21 protein-coding genes and 1 tRNA gene are annotated in these 17,545 nt (G+C 59.5%); 17 read left to right on the top strand and 5 right to left on the bottom strand.

The genetic code is table 11. The features are described from left to right. Positions 1 to 24: 24 nt before the first annotated feature. From RQ865_RS07025 to RQ865_RS06950, 16 genes are all read left to right on the top strand, one after another. On the top strand, positions 25 to 372 hold the full coding sequence (locus RQ865_RS07025; RefSeq protein WP_311478448.1) for a DUF4233 domain-containing protein: 348 nt from the start codon (positions 25 to 27) through the stop codon (positions 370 to 372). Positions 373 to 435: 63 nt separating this feature from the next. Beyond that, positions 436 to 867 carry a nucleoside-diphosphate kinase gene (gene ndk / locus RQ865_RS07020; RefSeq protein ID WP_311478446.1) on the top strand — a complete coding sequence of 144 codons (432 nt, stop codon included), beginning with the start codon at positions 436 to 438 and terminating at the stop codon, positions 865 to 867. Between the two features lie 159 nt (positions 868 to 1,026). Continuing rightward, complete coding sequence (locus RQ865_RS07015; RefSeq protein WP_311478445.1) at positions 1,027 to 1,326, top strand: hypothetical protein; 300 nt, start codon at positions 1,027 to 1,029, stop codon at positions 1,324 to 1,326. Continuing rightward, positions 1,326 to 3,035 carry an alpha/beta hydrolase gene (locus RQ865_RS07010; RefSeq protein ID WP_311478488.1) on the top strand — a complete coding sequence of 570 codons (1,710 nt, stop codon included), beginning with the start codon at positions 1,326 to 1,328 and terminating at the stop codon, positions 3,033 to 3,035. The genes RQ865_RS07015 and RQ865_RS07010 overlap by 1 nt, the downstream gene beginning before the upstream one ends. A gap of 38 nt (positions 3,036 to 3,073) precedes the next feature. Then, positions 3,074 to 3,661, top strand: coding sequence for a hypothetical protein (locus RQ865_RS07005; protein WP_311478443.1), 588 nt, complete (start codon positions 3,074 to 3,076; stop codon positions 3,659 to 3,661). A 10-nt stretch (positions 3,662 to 3,671) separates the two neighbouring features. Then, positions 3,672 to 4,313 (top strand): hypothetical protein, encoded by a 642-nt coding sequence (locus tag RQ865_RS07000; RefSeq protein WP_311478442.1) that lies wholly within the window; start codon positions 3,672 to 3,674, stop codon positions 4,311 to 4,313. 292 nt (positions 4,314 to 4,605) lie between these two features. Further along, on the top strand, positions 4,606 to 5,904 hold the full coding sequence (locus RQ865_RS06995; RefSeq protein ID WP_311478441.1) for a Cys-Gln thioester bond-forming surface protein: 1,299 nt from the start codon (positions 4,606 to 4,608) through the stop codon (positions 5,902 to 5,904). Positions 5,905 to 6,279: 375 nt separating this feature from the next. Further along, on the top strand, positions 6,280 to 8,970 hold the full coding sequence (locus RQ865_RS06990; RefSeq protein WP_311478440.1) for an Rne/Rng family ribonuclease: 2,691 nt from the start codon (positions 6,280 to 6,282) through the stop codon (positions 8,968 to 8,970). 200 nt (positions 8,971 to 9,170) lie between these two features. Further along, positions 9,171 to 9,479 carry a 50S ribosomal protein L21 gene (gene rplU, locus RQ865_RS06985; protein ID WP_311478438.1) on the top strand — a complete coding sequence of 103 codons (309 nt, stop codon included), beginning with the start codon at positions 9,171 to 9,173 and terminating at the stop codon, positions 9,477 to 9,479. A 19-nt stretch (positions 9,480 to 9,498) separates the two neighbouring features. Beyond that, a complete protein-coding gene (gene rpmA / locus RQ865_RS06980) occupies positions 9,499 to 9,756 on the top strand; it encodes a 50S ribosomal protein L27 (protein WP_201517738.1) in 258 nt (85 codons plus the stop codon). 105 nt (positions 9,757 to 9,861) lie between these two features. After that, on the top strand, positions 9,862 to 11,367 hold the full coding sequence (gene obgE / locus RQ865_RS06975; RefSeq protein ID WP_311478437.1) for a GTPase ObgE: 1,506 nt from the start codon (positions 9,862 to 9,864) through the stop codon (positions 11,365 to 11,367). A 36-nt stretch (positions 11,368 to 11,403) separates the two neighbouring features. After that, positions 11,404 to 11,640 (top strand): hypothetical protein, encoded by a 237-nt coding sequence (locus RQ865_RS06970; RefSeq protein ID WP_311478435.1) that lies wholly within the window; start codon positions 11,404 to 11,406, stop codon positions 11,638 to 11,640. 46 nt (positions 11,641 to 11,686) lie between these two features. After that, positions 11,687 to 12,304, top strand: coding sequence for a nicotinate-nucleotide adenylyltransferase (gene nadD, locus RQ865_RS06965; protein WP_399521813.1), 618 nt, complete (start codon positions 11,687 to 11,689; stop codon positions 12,302 to 12,304). Beyond that, the gene (gene rsfS, locus RQ865_RS06960; protein ID WP_311478433.1) at positions 12,301 to 12,702 is read left to right on the top strand and encodes a ribosome silencing factor; all 402 of its coding nucleotides are present in this window, start codon (positions 12,301 to 12,303) and stop codon (positions 12,700 to 12,702) included. The genes nadD and rsfS overlap by 4 nt, the downstream gene beginning before the upstream one ends. Positions 12,703 to 12,749: 47 nt before the next feature. Then, complete coding sequence (locus tag RQ865_RS06955; protein WP_311478431.1) at positions 12,750 to 13,544, top strand: sulfite exporter TauE/SafE family protein; 795 nt, start codon at positions 12,750 to 12,752, stop codon at positions 13,542 to 13,544. A 50-nt stretch (positions 13,545 to 13,594) separates the two neighbouring features. After that, positions 13,595 to 13,667 (top strand) — tRNA-Ala (locus tag RQ865_RS06950). Positions 13,668 to 13,762: 95 nt separating this feature from the next. Here RQ865_RS06950 and RQ865_RS06945 read toward each other — a convergent pair. From RQ865_RS06945 to RQ865_RS06930, 4 genes are all read right to left on the bottom strand, one after another. Beyond that, positions 13,763 to 14,842, bottom strand: coding sequence for a tyrosine-type recombinase/integrase (locus RQ865_RS06945; protein WP_311478430.1), 1,080 nt, complete (start codon positions 14,840 to 14,842; stop codon positions 13,763 to 13,765). Continuing rightward, the gene (locus RQ865_RS06940) at positions 14,842 to 15,237 is read right to left on the bottom strand and encodes a hypothetical protein (protein WP_311478429.1); all 396 of its coding nucleotides are present in this window, start codon (positions 15,235 to 15,237) and stop codon (positions 14,842 to 14,844) included. The genes RQ865_RS06945 and RQ865_RS06940 overlap by 1 nt, the downstream gene beginning before the upstream one ends. Positions 15,238 to 15,298: 61 nt before the next feature. Next, complete coding sequence (locus RQ865_RS06935; RefSeq protein WP_311478428.1) at positions 15,299 to 15,754, bottom strand: DUF2335 domain-containing protein; 456 nt, start codon at positions 15,752 to 15,754, stop codon at positions 15,299 to 15,301. A 273-nt stretch (positions 15,755 to 16,027) separates the two neighbouring features. Continuing rightward, the gene (locus RQ865_RS06930; RefSeq protein WP_311478426.1) at positions 16,028 to 16,498 is read right to left on the bottom strand and encodes a hypothetical protein; all 471 of its coding nucleotides are present in this window, start codon (positions 16,496 to 16,498) and stop codon (positions 16,028 to 16,030) included. Positions 16,499 to 16,665: 167 nt separating this feature from the next. Between RQ865_RS06930 and RQ865_RS09810 the strand changes: the two genes are divergently transcribed. Continuing rightward, positions 16,666 to 16,905, top strand: a complete 240-nt coding sequence (locus RQ865_RS09810; protein ID WP_399521811.1) for a helix-turn-helix domain-containing protein — start codon at positions 16,666 to 16,668, stop codon at positions 16,903 to 16,905. Between the two features lie 5 nt (positions 16,906 to 16,910). On the opposite strand, the gene RQ865_RS06925 is transcribed toward RQ865_RS09810, so the two are convergent. Next, positions 16,911 to 17,501 carry an HIRAN domain-containing protein gene (locus RQ865_RS06925; RefSeq protein WP_311478425.1) on the bottom strand — a complete coding sequence of 197 codons (591 nt, stop codon included), beginning with the start codon at positions 17,499 to 17,501 and terminating at the stop codon, positions 16,911 to 16,913. Between the last annotated feature and the right edge of the window lie 44 nt (positions 17,502 to 17,545).

The following is a 17,545-nucleotide window of genomic DNA, read 5'->3' as shown; positions in this document are numbered from 1 at the left end:
GCGCGACCTCGTCGATCACGATCGTTGATTGAACAGCTCGGCTCGATTTTGGTGGCCTTCCAGGTGGTGTCGGTGTTCTGTGCCGGCATGGCGCTATTCGGCTTGAAAGCGCTTCCTCCGGCGGTGGCGCTGGGCGGCACTGCCGGGTATATCGTGCTGATGTTCGTGGCGGTTTATACGCTGCGCCACCGCTGGGGAAAATGGTTTCTGTTGGGGCTGGAGATCGCACTGATGCTGCTGGGTTTCGTGCACGGCTCGATGTGGGTTGTGGGCGGTATTTTCACCGCGTTGTGGCTGTGGTGTTTGAAAGCGGGTGGCGACGCTGAACGGCGTCGTGCGCAGATGAATCAGGCGGAAACTGAGTTGAAGTGAATTTTTAGTTACCGAGGCGCGCTAGCGTGGTGACTAGCAAATAACGAATATTGAGGAGTTGGAATGACGCAGACCGCCCCCGAAGCAACGCTTGTTTTGGTGAAACCCGACGGTGTGCGTCGGAACCTGATCGGTGAGGTGATCGGGCGTATTGAGCGCAAGGGATACATCGTCACCGACCTCAAGATGCTCACTCCGTCGCGCGAGCTGCTCACCGCGCACTATGAGGAGCACGTCGATAAGCCGTTCTTTGCACCGCTGCTCGAGTTCATGATGTCGGGCCCGGTGGTCGCGATTCGCGTTGAGGGCAACCGTGTGATTGAGGGGTTCCGCTCGCTCGCTGGTGAAACGAACCCGACTATTGCGCGTCCCGGAACTATCCGTGGCGATCTTGGTCGCGACTGGGGCAGTGCCGCGGTTGAAAATGTGGTGCACGGCAGCGACTCGACGCTTTCGGCCGAGCGTGAGCTTGGGTTGTGGTTTCCTGCCGAGTAACACTCGGTGAAACTGAATCAATTTCAGAAACCTTTTAATGGAAATGGCTCGCCTTTTGGCGGGCCATTTCTCATTCTCGAGAGCGAATGTGCGAATTGACCGTTTGGGCGCTAGAGTGGCTGCTACCGGTTTGGCCTTCAAAGGTGAGGAGCCTGAGCTATGCAGTCGCTGTCAATTATCGCGGGTGAGTTTGCTGCCCTATCCGCTCGCCTCGATGAGGTGATCGCCGAACTGGGCGCGGCACTGCGCATCAGCGAAGCGGAGTCGTATGCGCAAGACTCGATGCCGGCTTCGCAGTCAGCGCCGAAACTCAGTTCGGTGACCGGCAAGATTGCTCGAGAGCTGCGGGAGTTTCAATCAGCGCTGAGCGCTGATAGCGAGTCGTTGCGTGCGAGTGAGGCAGATTTTGCCGCTGTCGACGAACTCAATAGCGAAGCATTGTGGAGATTGGTGCCGTGATGGACTGGCAGACGATAGTTCAATGGAAACATGAACCGCTGGGCCAATCAGACGAGATCTGTATCCCCGTTCGTAACGCGCTCGATACTGCCTCAGATGATTGTTTCGCTATCCGGTCGGGTGTGGAATCAACGGGGTTTACGGCAGAAGCTTTCAAATCGCGAATTGTGCAACACGAGGCACGGCTTGATATCTTTGTCGCTGCCGTAGCAGAACTGATGCTGGCTTGCGCCGCTGCAACCGATGGGGTGTGGGAAGTCGAGACTGCGGTTCTCGAGTGCCGACAGTTTGCTCAGATACATGATCTGGTGATTAGCCCGGATGGAAGCGTCCAGATGGGGGCCAGATACGACGAACTGCAGATTAAGGTCAAGACCACACCATCGCGTGTAGCGGTAAATGCTATGCGAGACGAGATTAAAGCATATGAGGCACACGCTGAAGAATTACGTTCAATGATCGCCGAAGCGTGCGCACGCGCGCAGGAGGTCGATATCGAGTTTGGCTCAAGATTGTCGGGGCTCGAACTCGACACCGTTTCGTTTACCAGGTCGGGAGACGATTTTGCTCCAGGCCTGCCGACGTCGCCGCGGGCTGGCTGGTCGACCACTGAGGTTTCGGTTTGGTGGGCAGCGCTGAGTGAAGCTGAGCGACGCACACTCATTGAACAAGACCCTGAACTCTACGGAAACCTTGACGGTATCCCCGCCGCTGATCGCGATCGAGCAAACCGGATGGTGCTGGATCAGTTGCTCGCCGACCCTAAATTGCAGCAATATGATCAAGATCTGCAGAGGATCTACGAGGAACAGCTCGATATCTATGAGTCCACTCGACACATTTACGGTGACGAGATGCAACCGCCCAGTCTGGAAACTGCGAAGGATGCATGGTTGAGAAGGAATCCGCACCTTGCTGATGTGCTGGCCGTTCGTGATGCGCTTCTCGAGGATTCGTCTCGTTCGCTGCTCGTGCTTGATTATCATCATGACAACCTTGAAGTGGCTATTGGTGTTGGCGATATCGACCATGCCGAAAATGTGGTTGTGCACACGCCCGGAATCTTAACTAATGCACGAGATGGGTTGCATGATGGACTTGCGGAGCTAGATCTCGTGCTAGAGCAGTCACGAGATGATGACGGCATACCAGCTTCCGGGGTGTATTGGATGGACTACGACGTACCACAAACTATTGGCGGTGCGACCGACACCCGACCATTCATTGCGGGAGGTGAGCGCGCGAGTGTTTTTCTTGAAGGGTTGCGATCGGTGCGTGACGTTAATGGCGCCGATTTAAACTTGACTGCCTCGGGGCACTCCTATGGTTCGACGAACACTGGCGTCGCTGTCGGTCAGGCGAAGGTGGGAGTGGTTGATAGATGTGTCTTCTTCGGGTCACCGGGTATGGGAGTCGAAGATGCGCGCGATCTGAATGTTGAGCAGGGGAACGTCTATGCCTCGCTGATTCCCGGTGACGGTGTCGGTGGTATTGGCAGAGGGCACATTACCGGAAACTTTGGGAGCAACCCGATGAGTGACGCCAACGTCAACCAGCTTGCAAACCAGGGGTCGCAGCCGCCGGACGAGCCATATGGTTCAACATTTATTGGCGAGCATGAACATGCTGACTACTTCAAGCCCATTGCGGGTACTGACTCGAATCCAATTATTGATGATTTCGCTAAAGTGATCGTGGGGGAAGAATGATGCGTGTTGGTGGTAGACGTTGGTTGGTGTTGTCGTTTGTGGTGGTGTTGTTGAGTGGTTGTGTGGTGAATACTCCGCCGGAGAATGCTGGTCGGATGTTTTCGGATAATAGTGGTTCGTTGCCGTTTGATGAGCGGATTTCGGGTGAGGAGTTTGTGGCCGAGTCTCGGGAATTGATTCGGGAGTTTAAGTTGCAGTTGGCTGCGGCGGGCGCGGTTGGTTGGGAGGATCCGGAGCCGGAGCAGTACACGCTGTATCCCTGCGAAGAGAGTCGTGGTGCAAGTTTCGTGTCGACTCGAGTCGAGGAGCGTTTGGCCGAGCCGGTTGCGGTGGAGCCGATTTTGGCGGCGGCGCGGGATGTGTTTGAGTCTCGTGGTTATGTGCAGTTCAAGCAGAAGATTGCTGAAACTCAGCGCAGCGGCAAGGTGTTGAATCAGTTCGCGTGGATTGATTCTGAGAATGGCATCATCGTGAGTGCTGGAACGATTGAGGGCAACCAAACCTACATCGATGTGTACACGGGTTGTCTGCCGGTGGATGATTTTTGGGCGTTGGCTTCGGTGGCGAATACGGAGCTTCCGACGCGGACGTGGCGGGAACCGACGGTGACGAGGCCGTCTGAGTGATTGCGGGTTAATGATGCTGCGAAACAGTGGTGCGCATTTAGTGCAGGCGGGTGCCTGCTTGGCTGCTGGGTTGTTGTTGAGTGGTTGTGTGGTGAATACTCCGCCGGAGAATGCTGGTCGGATGTTTTCGGATAATAGTGGTTCGTTGCCGTTTGATGAGCGGATTTCGGGTGAGGAGTTTGTGGCCGAGTCTCGGGAATTGATTCGGGAGTTTAAGTTGCAGTTGGCTGCGGCGGGCGCGGTTGGTTGGGAGGATCCGGAGCCGGAGCAGTACACGCTGTATCCCTGCGAAGAGAGTCGTGGTGCAAGTTTCGTGTCGACTCGAGTCGAGGAGCGTTTGGCCGAGCCGGTTGCGGTGGAGCCGATTTTGGCGGCGGCGCGGGATGTGTTTGAGTCTCGTGGTTATGTGCAGTTCAAGCAGAAGATTGCTGAAACTCAGCGCAGCGGCAAGGTGTTGAATCAGTTCGCGTGGATTGATTCTGAGAATGGCATCATCGTGAGTGCTGGAACGATTGAGGGCAACCAAACCTACATCGATGTGTACACGGGTTGTCTGCCGGTGGATGATTTTTGGGCGTTGGCTTCGGTGGCGAATACGGAGCTTCCGACGCGGACGTGGCGGGAACCGACGGTGACGAGGCCGTCTGAGTGATTGCGGTAGAGGGTGATCCGGTAGTCCCTGTCGTTCGACTCGCTGTCCGAGCATTCAAAGCCACGCCAAGGCACATCTGTGGCGTGCATCCCCCAACGTCTGAAGACAATCAGCAACAGCATCATTGGACGCGTTTTGACACCTACAGATGCAGCTGATGTGCAGAGAAAGAGCCCGTTTACCTGGGAAAATGCCCACTTTAGATACCTGGGTTTTTTAAACGAAAGATCGATCCCCTATAATGACGCGGCGTTCGGCTCATGGAGCAACGCGGAACATAGAAGGGGCAAGTATGAAAACTTGGCACATTGGCAAACTTGCCGCAGCAGCTGTTGCGGCTTCACTGGCGCTCTTTGCGCCAATGGCGGGTGCGTCATCCGCCTCAGCAGAGACCATCCCGCAGATCGGTGACCCTGCTGTCGCCTCGCACGGCGAACGTGGCCTGACAGTGCGGTTGGATCGGCCCAATGGGTCGGCGAACCTTCGGACTCAGGTCTTCGAGATCAAGGTGAACGGTAAGACCTACCGGTCGTACTGCATCGAGGGAGACAAGGTTTTCCGGGAGGGCCAGGGCTCGGTAGCCGAGTGGAATGACCTTGAAGAAACCAAGAAGAACCAGGTCGGCTGGATCCTCGAGAACTCCTACCCGAAGATCGGTGTTGAAGAACTCTCAGCAGCTGCCGGTGTTGAGGGCCTGACGAAGGGCGAAGCCATCGCTGCCACGCAGGCTGCAATCTGGCACTTCACCGAAAAATCGACTTCGATCAACACCGACGCTTCTCAGTGGAGCAACCCGACTGCCGCCGCGAAGATTCTGAAGGCCTACGAGTACCTCGTTGGCGACGCGAACGTCGGCGTTAACTTCTCAGACAACAAAGCCAGCGTCGAGCTGAAGCTTGAAGGCGACAAGATCTACAAGCCGGGCGACAAGGTTGGTCCGATCACGGTTACCAGCAGCCAAGACCTGGTGAAGCTTGCCGCAGTACCCGACAACAGCGACTACGAGATCGTCGACAAGGACGGCAACCCTGTTGACCTCAACGCAGTCAAGCCGGGTGAACTCTTCGTCAAGATCAAAGACACCGCCTCTGACGGTAACCTGAGCCTCACCGCAACTTCGTCGGCTAACTCGCTGACCGGCCGCCTGTTCGTTCACGCTGCCGGCAAGTACCAGCGCGTTGTGCTCATCGACTCGGAAACTGACGTCAAGCAGGCCGAGGTAACGATCCAGTGGAAGAAGCAAGAGACTCCGCCGGTCGAAACCCCGCCTGCTGAGGAGACTCCGACCGAGAGCGAGTCGACCCCGCCTGCTGAGGAGACCCCGACCGAGAGCGAGTCGACCCCGCCTGCTGAGGAGACCCCGACCGAGAGCGAGTCGACTCCGCCAGCTGAGGAGACCCCGACCGAGAGCGAGTCGACCCCGCCCGCCGCAGAAACTCCGGCCCCCGGTGGCAAGGGCGGCGGCAACGGCTCAGACTCACTGGCGACTACCGGTGCCGAGTCTTCGGGCACGCTGGTGGCAGCCGCAGCTGCTCTGATCGCAGCTGGTGCAGCGACCGTTTTCGCTGTGCGTCGCAAGCAGAGCCACTAAAGTAACCCGCTGAGCTGAACCTCAGCCCAGCAGAGAAAATGCCCGAGCATCGTAGGATGCTCGGGCATTTTCGCGTGTTCTTACGGCCGGGGCCACACCGCAGTCTCACCGGCCAGAAAGATATGAAACGGCAGCTTCTCGTGCCGTCGAGGTGTCACCCACACAAATCTGCACCTGTTCGGCATCGGCGGTGGTTCGGTGCGTTAGTCTTGAGTGGCGCGCAAAGCGCACGAGACTTCAGGGTCGCTCGAGGGTGGCCCGCCGCACCCCAGCGGCAACGCCGTCAGACGCGGCGCAAGCATTCCCGCAGCCAGAACTGCGGCACGAGACACGTGGCCAGGAACGCGAAGCGACTGGCTACAAGGAGCACCGACCATGGTGGAAAATTCCACATCAAAGCAACCCGAAACTCCAGCAGACGATCCGGCCCCCATTACCGGTGACACGCCCCCCGAAGCTACTGAAAACATCACCGACGACGAATCGGCAGCGCAACCATCACTCGCGGATGCCGCCGCTGGCGCGCCCGATGCGGGTGACACCGAAGCGCCTGCGGAAGTCAAAGAAAACAAACCCAAGCTCGACCCACGCATCCCCGAAATCATCACCACCCGCACACTGTTCTTCTTGGCACCCGACCTGCCGCCGCGCCCAGAACGTCCTGCCCGCCGCGACCACGACAGCGGCGAAGACACCGAAGGCGACCACGAACCGGGAAGCGGGCGCGGGCGCGGCCGCTCACGTCGCAACCGCCGAGGTAAAGGAAGTAACGCCAGCTCGCACAACCCGGATGCAGACTCGCGTGAGCAAGATCGACGCGAACAATCCGAAGACATTACCGAGCCGCAGAAACTGCACGGTTCAACCCGGTTGGCGGCCAAACGCCAGCGCCGCCGCGACAATCGTGACAGTGGTAGACGACGCCCGGTAGTCACCGAGACCGAGTTCCAAGCACGCCGCGAAGCGGTCGACCGCAAGATGCTCGTGCGCGCCAAAGACAATCGCGTGCAAATCGGCGTGCTCGAAGACAATGTGCTCGTCGAACACTACGTAGCTCGCAACGAAGACATCTCACTCATTGGCAACGTGTACCTCGGTCGTGTACAGAACGTGCTGCCGAGCATGGAAGCAGCATTCGTTGACATTGGGCGTGCCCGCAACGCCGTGCTCTACTCGGGCGAAGTCGACTGGGCCAAATCGAACCTCGGTGCCAACACGCCACGCAAAATTGAGAACGCGCTCAAACCCGGCGACAAAGTGCTCGTACAGGTCACCAAAGACCCGGTGGGGCACAAGGGCGCCCGGCTCACCAGTCAGGTGTCGCTGCCCGGTCGCTACCTCGTATACGTGCCCGGCAACACCCTCAATGGCATCAGCCGAAAACTACCCGACACCGAACGGGCACGCCTCAAGAAGATTCTCAAAGAGGTGCTGCCACAGGGCGTCGGCGTAATCGTGCGCACCGCCGCTGAAGGTGCCACGAAAGAGCAACTGGCGCGCGATGTCGAACGGCTCATGAAACAGTGGGAGTCGATTCAGAACAAGGCCAATGGTGGCCGTGCACCCCAGACGCTGCATGCCGAACCCGACATGCTGATTAAGATCGTGCGCGATGTGTTCAACGAAGACTTCGACAAACTCATCGTTCAGGGGCAATCTGAACTCGACACCATCAGGAGCTACCTCGGTCAGGTTGCACCCGATCTGCTCGACCGGGTCGAACGTTTTGACAGCGACGGCGATATTTTCGCCCACTACCGCGTCAACGAGATGATCGACCGGGCCCTAGCCCGCAAGGTATGGCTGCCGTCGGGCGGTTCGCTTGTCATCGACCGCACCGAAGCCATGACCGTCGTCGACGTCAACACCGGTAAGTTCGTGGGATCCGGTGGCAACCTCGAAGAAACCGTCACCAAGAACAACCTCGAAGCGGCCGAAGAAGTGGTGCGTCAGCTGCGGCTGCGCGATATCGGTGGCATCGTCGTCATCGACTTCATCGACATGGTGCTCGAAACCAACCGTGACCTCGTGCTGCGTCGACTTATCGAATGCCTCGGACGCGACCGCACCAAGCACCAGGTGACCGAGGTAACCAGCCTCGGCCTCGTGCAGATGACGCGCAAGAAAATTGGCCTGGGGCTGCTCGAAACATTCTCGGAACCGTGCGAATGCTGTGATGGTCGAGGCGTGCATGTGCACGCCGAACCTGTCCACCAGCCTCCACAGTCGGGAGGTAGCGGCCGGCAGAACCGGGGCCGTCGCAATAAGAACTCTGGTCAACAACAGCCGAAATCGAAATCGCAACAAAACGGTTCGACCCACGAAATCACCGATGATGCCCGCAACGCGCTCACCAAGATTGCCGCATCCACCATCGCGGGCGCGACAAAAGACAGCAACGAACCCAGCCAAGCAGCAATCGAAGCCTCAGCTGAACGCCTCGCGATCGCCGCTGCCGCAGTGGTGAGCGGTAAATCGCTCGAGGCGGCGGTGGCTGCCGCTGACTCGGTTGTTGATGGTGAACACGACGACGGTGGTGCGGATGCAGAACACGGCTCGTCGCGGCGCTCGCGACGTAGTCGACGGGGCCGCAACGGCAACAGCGCCGCGGGCGGTGATCAACGTCGCGACACATCTGAACAGCGGGGGCATGACACCAACTCGGCAAACTCTGATCGCGACACCGAACCACACCCGAAACGCACCGAATCATCTGCAACTAATGACGAAACAGCGCAGCCCAAACAGAAACCGCGTCGACGCCGCGTGGTTGTAGAGGTGCCCGCCGACAGCAGTGAACAATCAGACCGCGCCGCGCGTATCGCATCCATTAGCCTGCCCCTCAACGAGGTAGAGGCGGTCGCCACCGAATCGACCCCGACGACGCTGGGCAGCCTCGACGCCGCACTCGACTCACTGGCCAGCACCAAACAAGAGGCGGCGAAGAACGAGACCCCTCAGTCGCCTCGAAAATCGCGTCGGCGCATCACCATCGGCCCTATCTCAACCGATGGCGGTGCCGCATCGTCGAGCCAGACAACGGGTGCGAACGAGGGAAGTGACTAGCTGCACGCAGCACCTGCAACTCAACCCGGACGGCGGTTGACGCGATTCTGTTCGCTGGGGTAAAGTAGGGCGCTGTTGCACGTTCGCTAACGGATGCATTGCGAGCTCGTGGATGCCCGGCGCAGCGAACTTGGTACTTCCTCATTAAATGAGACGGTTTGCCCACCTAAGTACGTGGGCTGAAAGAAAAGGTAGCTGAAGTGGTATTCGCAGTTGTGCGCGCCGGGGCCCGGCAAGAGAAGGTCGAGGTTGGCTCGATCATCGAGATGAACCGTGTCGTTGGCGACGACAAGGGCCAGATCACTCTGCCCGCTTTGCTCCTCGTTGATGGTGACAAGGTCACCACCGACGCCGAAAAGCTGGCCAAAGTGAAGGTGACTGCCGAGGTTCTCGACGACCTCCGCGGCCCGAAGATCAAGATCATTAAGTACAAGAACAAGACCGGTTACCGCAAGCGCCAGGGGCACCGCCAGGAGCTCACCCGCGTCAAGGTCACCGACATCAAATAACCCGAGGAGCTGAAAACTCATGGCAACAAAGAAGGGCGCGAGCTCGACCAAGAACGGTCGCGACTCGAACGCGAAGCGCCTCGGCGTGAAGCGCTTTGCCGGTCAGGTCGTTAACGCGGGCGAGATCCTCGTTCGTCAGCGCGGCACCAAGATCCACCCCGGTGTCAATGTTGGTCGTGGCGGTGACGACACTCTGTTTGCACTCGCTGACGGTGCCGTCGAGTTCGGCGCACGCAAGGGCCGCAAGGTCGTCAACGTTGTAGCGGTTGGTGAATAACCACCGACACCGGCTGCACACGCACCGGTGATCATTCCTGAAGAGGGGCGGAGAAGCATCCGCCCCTCTTCTCGTATTCTCGAATCACTGAACGAAAGGATCGCCATGGTCACATTTGTTGACGAAGTGACGCTCTATCTCAACGCCGGCGACGGCGGCAATGGGTGCATGTCGATCCGGCGCGAAAAATTCAAACCGCTGGCCGGGCCCGATGGCGGTAACGGCGGCGACGGCGGCGACATTGTGCTCGTTGCTGACAACAACGTTACGACGCTGCTGAGCTACCACCACCGAGCCCACCGTCGCAGCGAATCCGGTGGTTTTGGGATGGGTGATTTCCGTAATGGCACCAAGGGCGCCGACCTTGAGCTGCCGGTGCCAGTTGGCACGGTGGTGCGCACCGAAGAAGGCCTCGAGCTGGCTGATCTGGTCGAGCCGGGGATGCGCATTACCGTCGCCGAAGGCGGAGTCGGTGGCCTCGGTAACGCTGCGCTCGCCAATAGCAAACGCAAAGCGCCCGGTTTTGCACTGCTGGGAACCCCGGGCGAACAAGCACGCATCGTCCTCGAGCTGAAATCGGTGGCCGATGTGGCCCTGGTGGGCTATCCCTCGGCGGGGAAGTCGTCGCTGATCGCCGCGATGAGCGCGGCCCGGCCAAAGATTGCCGACTATCCGTTCACGACGCTGCACCCCAACCTTGGAGTGGTGCAGGCCGGCAATTCGCGCTACACCATCGCGGATGTGCCCGGGCTCATCGAGGGCGCCAGTGAAGGGCGCGGGCTCGGGCTCGATTTTTTGCGGCATGTGGAACGCTGCTCGGTGCTGTTGCACGTGCTCGACTGCGCCACCCTCGAACCGGGGCGCGATCCAATCAGCGACCTCGACGTGATCCTGGCCGAACTTGCCGCCTACCCGGTGCCCGAGGGGCAGCTGCCGCTGCTTGAACGTCCGGCGCTCATCGCCCTCAACAAAGTGGATGTGCCCGAGGCGGCTGAGCTTGCCGAGTTTGTGCGTGGCGATCTTGAAGCCCGCGGCTACCGGGTATTTGAAGTGTCGGCCGTGGCGCACAAGGGGCTGCGCGAACTCTCGTTCGCGCTCGCCGAGATCGTTGAGGCCGACCGGGCGCAGCGTTCCGAAGCCGAAACAGTCAGGCCGCGCATTGTGGTGCGTCCGCGCGCGGTCGACCGTGCCACGTTCCAGCTGCAGGTTGAGGGTGGCAGCTACGGCACCGTCTACCGCATCCTTGGCCGTAAACCGGAGCGCTGGGTGGCACAAACCGACTTTCAAAATAATGAGGCCGTCGGTTACCTTGCCGATCGACTATCCAAGATCGGAATTGAGGATGCGCTCGTTAAAGCGGGTGCGCAGGCCGGCTCAACCGTCGTGATTGGCCCCGGTGACGGTATCGTTTTCGATTGGGAACCGACCCTCGCATCCGCCGCCGAAGTGATGACAGCGCACGGCACCGACCCGCGCCTGGAAGAGCGCAGTCGCCCCACCCGTGCCGAAAAGCGTGAGGAATATTACAACCGTATGGATGCGAAGGCTGCCGCCCGCGCCGAACTCGAGGCCGAGCGCGCTGCCGGGCTGTGGAGCGGTGACGACGAGTAGTCATCGCCGCCGCAAGAATTGGTTAGGATGGTTGCTATGTTCGCACAGGTTATTAATCAGGCTGCAGAGACGGTGGTCGTTGTTCCCGGTCACATGGTTTTCCCGCCGATCGTTTTCGGAATCCTGGCTCTCGTGATCATGGTCGCGCTGATGGCCGTCACCTTCTCGTTCCGTAACATGGCGAGCGCGCACCCTGAGCGTTCGCGCGTGATTCGCCACGAGCCGGTCGGCCACCCCGGCCAGCCGATTATCGAGTCGGGCGATCAGCACTAACTCGGTGGACGCCGCGAAGTCATCCGCCCGCCCCCGTATCGGGATCATGGGCGGCACCTTCGACCCGATCCACCACGGACACCTCGTCGCAGCCAGCGAAGTGGCCCAACACTTCGGTCTCGACGGGGTGTATTTCGTGCCCACCGGCAACCCCTATATGAAGACCGGTGTTTCAGCATCCGAGCATCGCTACCTGATGACGGTCATCGCCACCGCATCCAACCCGCGCTTCAAAGTCAGCCGTGTGGATATCGACCGTCCCGGCCCCACCTACACGGTTGACACGCTTCGCGACCTGCGCAAGCTGCTGCCCGACGCCGAGTTCTACTTCATTACCGGGGCCGACGCGGTGGCGCAGATTCTCGAGTGGAAAGACGCCGACGAGATGTTTGAGATCGCCCATTTTGTGGCGGTTTCACGTCCCGGTCACGACCTGCCCGAACTCAATCTGCCACCCGAGCGGGTGTCGATGCTCGAGATCCCGGCGCTGGCGATCTCATCCACCGACTGCCGCGCGCGCGTGGCCAGCGGTAAACAGGTCTGGTACCTGGTGCCGGATGGCGTGGTGCAATACATCACCAAGAATTCGCTCTATGTGGGTGACGCTGCGAACGCGGCCGAGCCTGCCGCAAACAACGAACCTGAGGAGATCACAACCGTATGACGGCCACTGACCGCGCCCTCGAACTCATCCGCACGGCCGCAGCTGCGGCTGAAGATCGCAGTGGATTCGATCTTGTCGGCCTCGATGTGAGCGAGAATATGCCGCTGACCGATGCGTTCTTGCTGGTTTCGGGTCGTAATGAGCGGATGGTGCTCTCGATTGCCGACGAGGTTGAAGATCGCCTGCGGGTTGAGCACGGCCAGAAGGCGCTGCGTCGCGAGGGGCTGCAACTGGGGCGCTGGGTGCTGCTTGATTTTGGTGACATCGTGGTGCATGTGTTCCACGAAGAAGACCGCCTGTTCTACGGACTCGAGCGCATCTGGCGCGATGCCCCGGTGATTGACCTGCAGCTCGACGCCCACGAGAGCGAGGCTACTGCCGACAGCACGGTCGAGTAACGCGGTGGCAGCCCGACCGCCGGATGAGGGTTAGGATCGGGAACAATATGAACGTCGCACAGTCACATCAGCACCCCTGGTGGGGGCTCGTACTGCTGGGTGTTGCGGTCGGCCTGGCCTCGGGCATGTTCGGGGTCGGTGGCGGAATCATCATCGTGCCGGTGCTGGTGTATCTGTTCCATATTGATCAGCGCATCGCATCCGGAACTTCACTGCTGGCGATCGTGCCAACTGCGCTGGCGGGCGTGGTCGCCTATGGGATGCACGGCAACGTCAGTGTGCTGCTGGCTGTGCTGATGGCAATTGGCTCGGTGGTGGGCGCCCCGATGGGGGCGTGGCTGCTGCAGCGATTGCCGAAACGGGCCTTGCAGTTGAGCTTTATGGCGTTTTTGGTTGTGATCATCGTGTCACTGTTTTTGGTGCTGCCGAACCGCGAGTCGGCAGTTCACATCAACATGGCACTGGGTGCACTGTTGGTGGTGCTTGGTTTTGTTGCGGGTGTGGCTTCGGGGCTGTTCGGCATCGGTGGCGGTGTCGTGGTGGTGCCGCTGCTTGTGCTTGTGTTTGGAACGAGTGATCTGGTGGCGAAGGGGTCTTCGCTGTTGATGATTATTGCCACCAGCATGTCGGGCACGGTCGCGAACTTGCGGCAAAAGAACGTCGATCTACGGGCAGCGGCATATATCGGCGTTGCGGCGGGAGTGTTGACCCCGGTGGGGTCGCTGATTGCGTCGACGCTGAGCCCGTTTGCCGCGAATGTGGCGTTTGCGGTGTTCCTGGTGCTGGTAATTGTTCGGATGGCTTTCGATGTGTGGCCGCGTAGGAAGCCCACACAGGGATGATTTGCGTAGCTACCCCCGTGCGGGATATATTAATGAGGTTGCTTCGGCACGGGCCTGTGGCGCAGCTGGTAGCGCACCTGCATGGCATGCAGGGGGTCAGGGGTTCGAGTCCCCTCAGGTCCACTCTCAGCAAGTCCCCGACTTCGGCTTAAACAAGCGGAAGTCGGGGGCTTTCTTCTTTCCCGAAAACGCGCCGTGCCCACATTTTGCCCACATTTCTACGAAACAAATTTCCGCAGGCGGTCATCCAACGCGAGTGCTACAGCGTCGAGGTCGGTATCAAAAAGATCAGCGTATTGGTCAAGTGTCATCGCCGCCGATGCGTGCCCAAGCATCCGCTGAACCGCCTTGACATTCGCGCCAGCCGACACCGCCAGCGACGCAGCGGTGTGGCGCAAGTCATGCGGGGTGATCTCGGGAAAGTGAGGGTCGGTTTCCTGGCACGCTTTCACTGCTGCACCCCACCAACCCTTACTGAGCTGCTGCCGCCGGATCATCCCACCGGTAGGGCCTTGCCAGACGAGCACGTCAGGTAATGCGCGCGGCACCATAGTGAACACCGATGGCGGCACTGGCACGCTGCGCAGCTCATGAGTCTTGGGTGTGCCAATCTCAAAACTGCCCTTCACGTATGATGCTGAGCGTTCCACAGTGACGCGGCCACGTACCCGGTCAACATGTTTGCCTTGGAGCGCGATAGCTTCACCCCAGCGGAGGCCGGTTGTTGCGAGGAACAACACGAACGGTTCATATCTGCCGCATTCGGTAGCGAACGCGGCGAGTTGTTCCCAGGTGAGGTAGGCGTGTCTGCCGCGTGTTTTTCGGGGGAGCGGGAAACCTCGCGCGGGGTTGACGCGGATTAGCTGGTCGTTGACTGCGAGGTCGAGGATGCCCGCAAGGATGTCGTGTGCGCGTCTCGTTATCGTTGGTGAACGACGTGTGGCGAGTTCTGATACCCATGCTTGGAGCTCGGATTTACGGATGGAGCTAACCGCGCGGGCGCCCCATGTGGGGTTTACGTGTGTGTTCCACGTGGATTCGAGCGATGCGAGATAACTCGGCTTCAGCCCGGCCTTGAGTGTGATCCATGTTGCGTGAAGATCGCCAACGGTGGTCTTGCCGGCTGACGGGTCGATGTAGGTGCCGTCTCGGATGGCGGCGGTGTTGCGGGCGGCCCATTCTTGCGCGGCGCGCTTGGTTTTGAAGCCGCGTTTATCGGTCTGTGTGCCGTCAGGTTTGCGGTAGCGGACACGGTAGCGGGTGCCGGTTTTGGTGGTGTAGCTGGTGATGGTGGCCATTAGGTGTGGGTTTCGTAGTGGGCGAGTGCTGCCTGGTAGTTGCTTGGTTGGCTGAGCCAGGCACGGAGGATGGCGGGTGTCACAGCGAGGTGGTGGCACCATTTTTCGGGGTTGTGCGGCCAGATGCGGGCGCATTCGACTATGGCGTCGATGGTGATGAGCTGGTTGGCGGCCCATTGGTCGGCTTCGCGTTCGGTACGTGGTGTGGATTGGTGGTGGCCGTATCGGTGGTGGCCGAGTTCGTGGGTGAGCACGCAGCGTTCTTCGATCCAGGTGAGGTCGGCTCGTAGCTGGATGTGGTGGTGGCTGGGGTAGTAGCGGCCGAGGTCGGGGAGGCCGGGGATGTGGTCTACGGTGACGCCGGTTACATGTGCGTGCTCGTGCGGGTCGAACATGGCTCGATGCTGACATGAGCCTCCGACACTCGCCGCCGGTTAGGCAGGCCCTATTGCGTCGCTAACTCGGGTCGTCGTCGTTGCTGTCGGTCTTTTTCGATGGTTTCTGGCCAGGGTTGGCGAGTGCCTGTACCGTCGCAGCAGCCCCGAGAAGAAGCCCTCCGCCGACGGACAGGAGGCTCGTAGTGTCAGGCAGCCCGAACGCTGGCCCAACCATGCCGACGCCCATTAGCCCAACAACGGCGAAGGGAAGCCATGCGCCAAGTTTGATCCCTCGTGCGCGAGCGTCAGCGATTAGTCGAGTAGCGTCAGCCGTGGCAGCGTCAACGATGGTTGCGGATTCGACAACTTTTTCTTGGAGCCGTGACTGACGGTCGAAGTCATCGAAGATAATTTTTGCGGCACCTGGGTAGATGTTTTCGTAGGCGCGTAGCATTTCCGCTTCGGGAAGCGGCCCAGAGTGCGACGTTGCAGTTACCTGGTGCTGTGTGAGGAGCTGCGGTTCGCCGTCGGGCATGCCCCATGCCGTCGCAAGTTCGTCAAGGCCTGGTAGCGCCGGATGGCGAGGCTCGGAGTCTGCATCAGGGCCTCCAGTATCCTGTCGTTCCGTGAGGTCTGCCCCAGACTCAGGGCGATGCCCTCCTTGACCCCCGCGAGGTAAGCGCGGCGGCGTTGTGATGGGGTGATCATCGTCACCGTGGCCTCCTTGCTCGTTGTCGTCGGCCTTGTGCTGGTCATTCATGCTATGTGGTGTTCCTTAGAATTGCGTAATTTCGTGCATGGATGGGGGCTATGCGCCGTCTTCTTCGCTTTGCACGCGGTCCATGCGGTGTTCGGTGTCGTCGGTGAGCGCGGCGTAGGGGAGCGGGTCTGTGTGGAGGCCGGTGACCGGAGCGAGTGGCGTGCTAGGGCTGTTCGATGGGCCGGTGTCGTTGTGGTCGTCTTGCTCGCGCAGCGTGGCGCGGTGGAGGAGCTGGGTAAGCAGGGCGGAATCACTCGCCGACTCAAGCGCGGTTTGCGTGTCCGGCCAGTCGAGCTCAACACGGTCAATCCAGCCGGCAGCTATCAGTGCGTGTGCGAGTGAGACGCCGGCCGCCTTAGAGATAGAGGACACCATCTCGATCGGCAGCGGCGTTTCGTTGCGCCGCCGGTAGTAGGTAGCGCGCGACGCGCCGCAATGATCAGCAAAATCGCCAGTGGTGGAGAGCTGGCTGCGTGCTGCTATCCAGCTCTCAAAGGGTGTTAGTTCTCCACGCTTCATGGCACCAATTGTGTCGCACTTGTGAGACGTTATGTAGTCGTTACGCGGCTCACAGCTTTGTAGGAAGTCTCATAAGTGAGAACAAATGTTCGGAACAGGTGTTCGAATGAGATTTTGCATGCTATGCTCGCTATGCAATCGCACAAATGAGATTAGGAGTCGCGTAAATGACACCAACCATTAGGATGCGCAGTGGGTGGCTGAAGCGGCAGCGAGAGCTCACACGCCTCACGAGCGTCGATGACCAGGCCAAGCTGCTTGGTGTTTCTCGAGCGAGTATCTATCGGATAGAGGGCGGTGACGCCCCTAGCCCACAGTTCATGGCATCGGTCTGTTCTCTATACCGAGTTGGGCTAGGCGAAGCATTCGAGATCATCAACGACCCACGCGAAGAAGTAACAGCATGAACGCTCTAGCCGATTTTTCGACGAAGATGCGTCATGACGTGTGGTTCAGCTGCGACCCACTTGGGCGGGTCTATAGAAATGATGCGCACTTGAAGCACGGTGCCAGCGTCAAGCAGTTTCGTGAGTCCAACAGCCTTCTGTTTGTTGACGTAGCCAATTTTCGCGCCATCGCTGTAGATAGCGATCGCGTTCGGGTCGTGCTCGTTGTCGGGTTCTCGAACAAATTCGGCAGGGCCGAGCTTCGCGTCATTGGGGTAGTGCTGGTCTCCACGTACACGACTAGCCCAAACGCCAATACGACGAAGGTAGCGGTTCTGGACGTTCACCAGTTTGCCGCTAGTGTCTTCGGTCAGCCACTCTGCACCTTGGTAGGTAGTGAAATGCAGCGGTGGCAGTCCGTCGCTATTGGGTACGAGCAGATCCTTGGCCAGGTCATCGCCGATGTAAACCGACTCGTGTCGTTTGTCCTCATGTGTATGCCGATTCGGACGGTCACTGATATCGCGTGCTGGATTTGCTGTGCCGTCATCACGCAACGAGGGTTTCTTGGGTTCTGGCGAGTTGAAGATGCGGCGGATGCTGTCAAAGAGTCCCATGACAACAAGGTAGCCGTTTGTGGTGACGCGCCCACACTTACTCA

Origin of the sequence: uncultured Gulosibacter sp., assembly GCF_963509965.1 — a bacterium.
GTDB lineage: Bacteria > Actinomycetota > Actinomycetes > Actinomycetales > Microbacteriaceae > Gulosibacter.
Note: the sequence above shows the minus strand (reverse complement) of the source record. Positions and strands in the feature narration are given on the sequence as shown.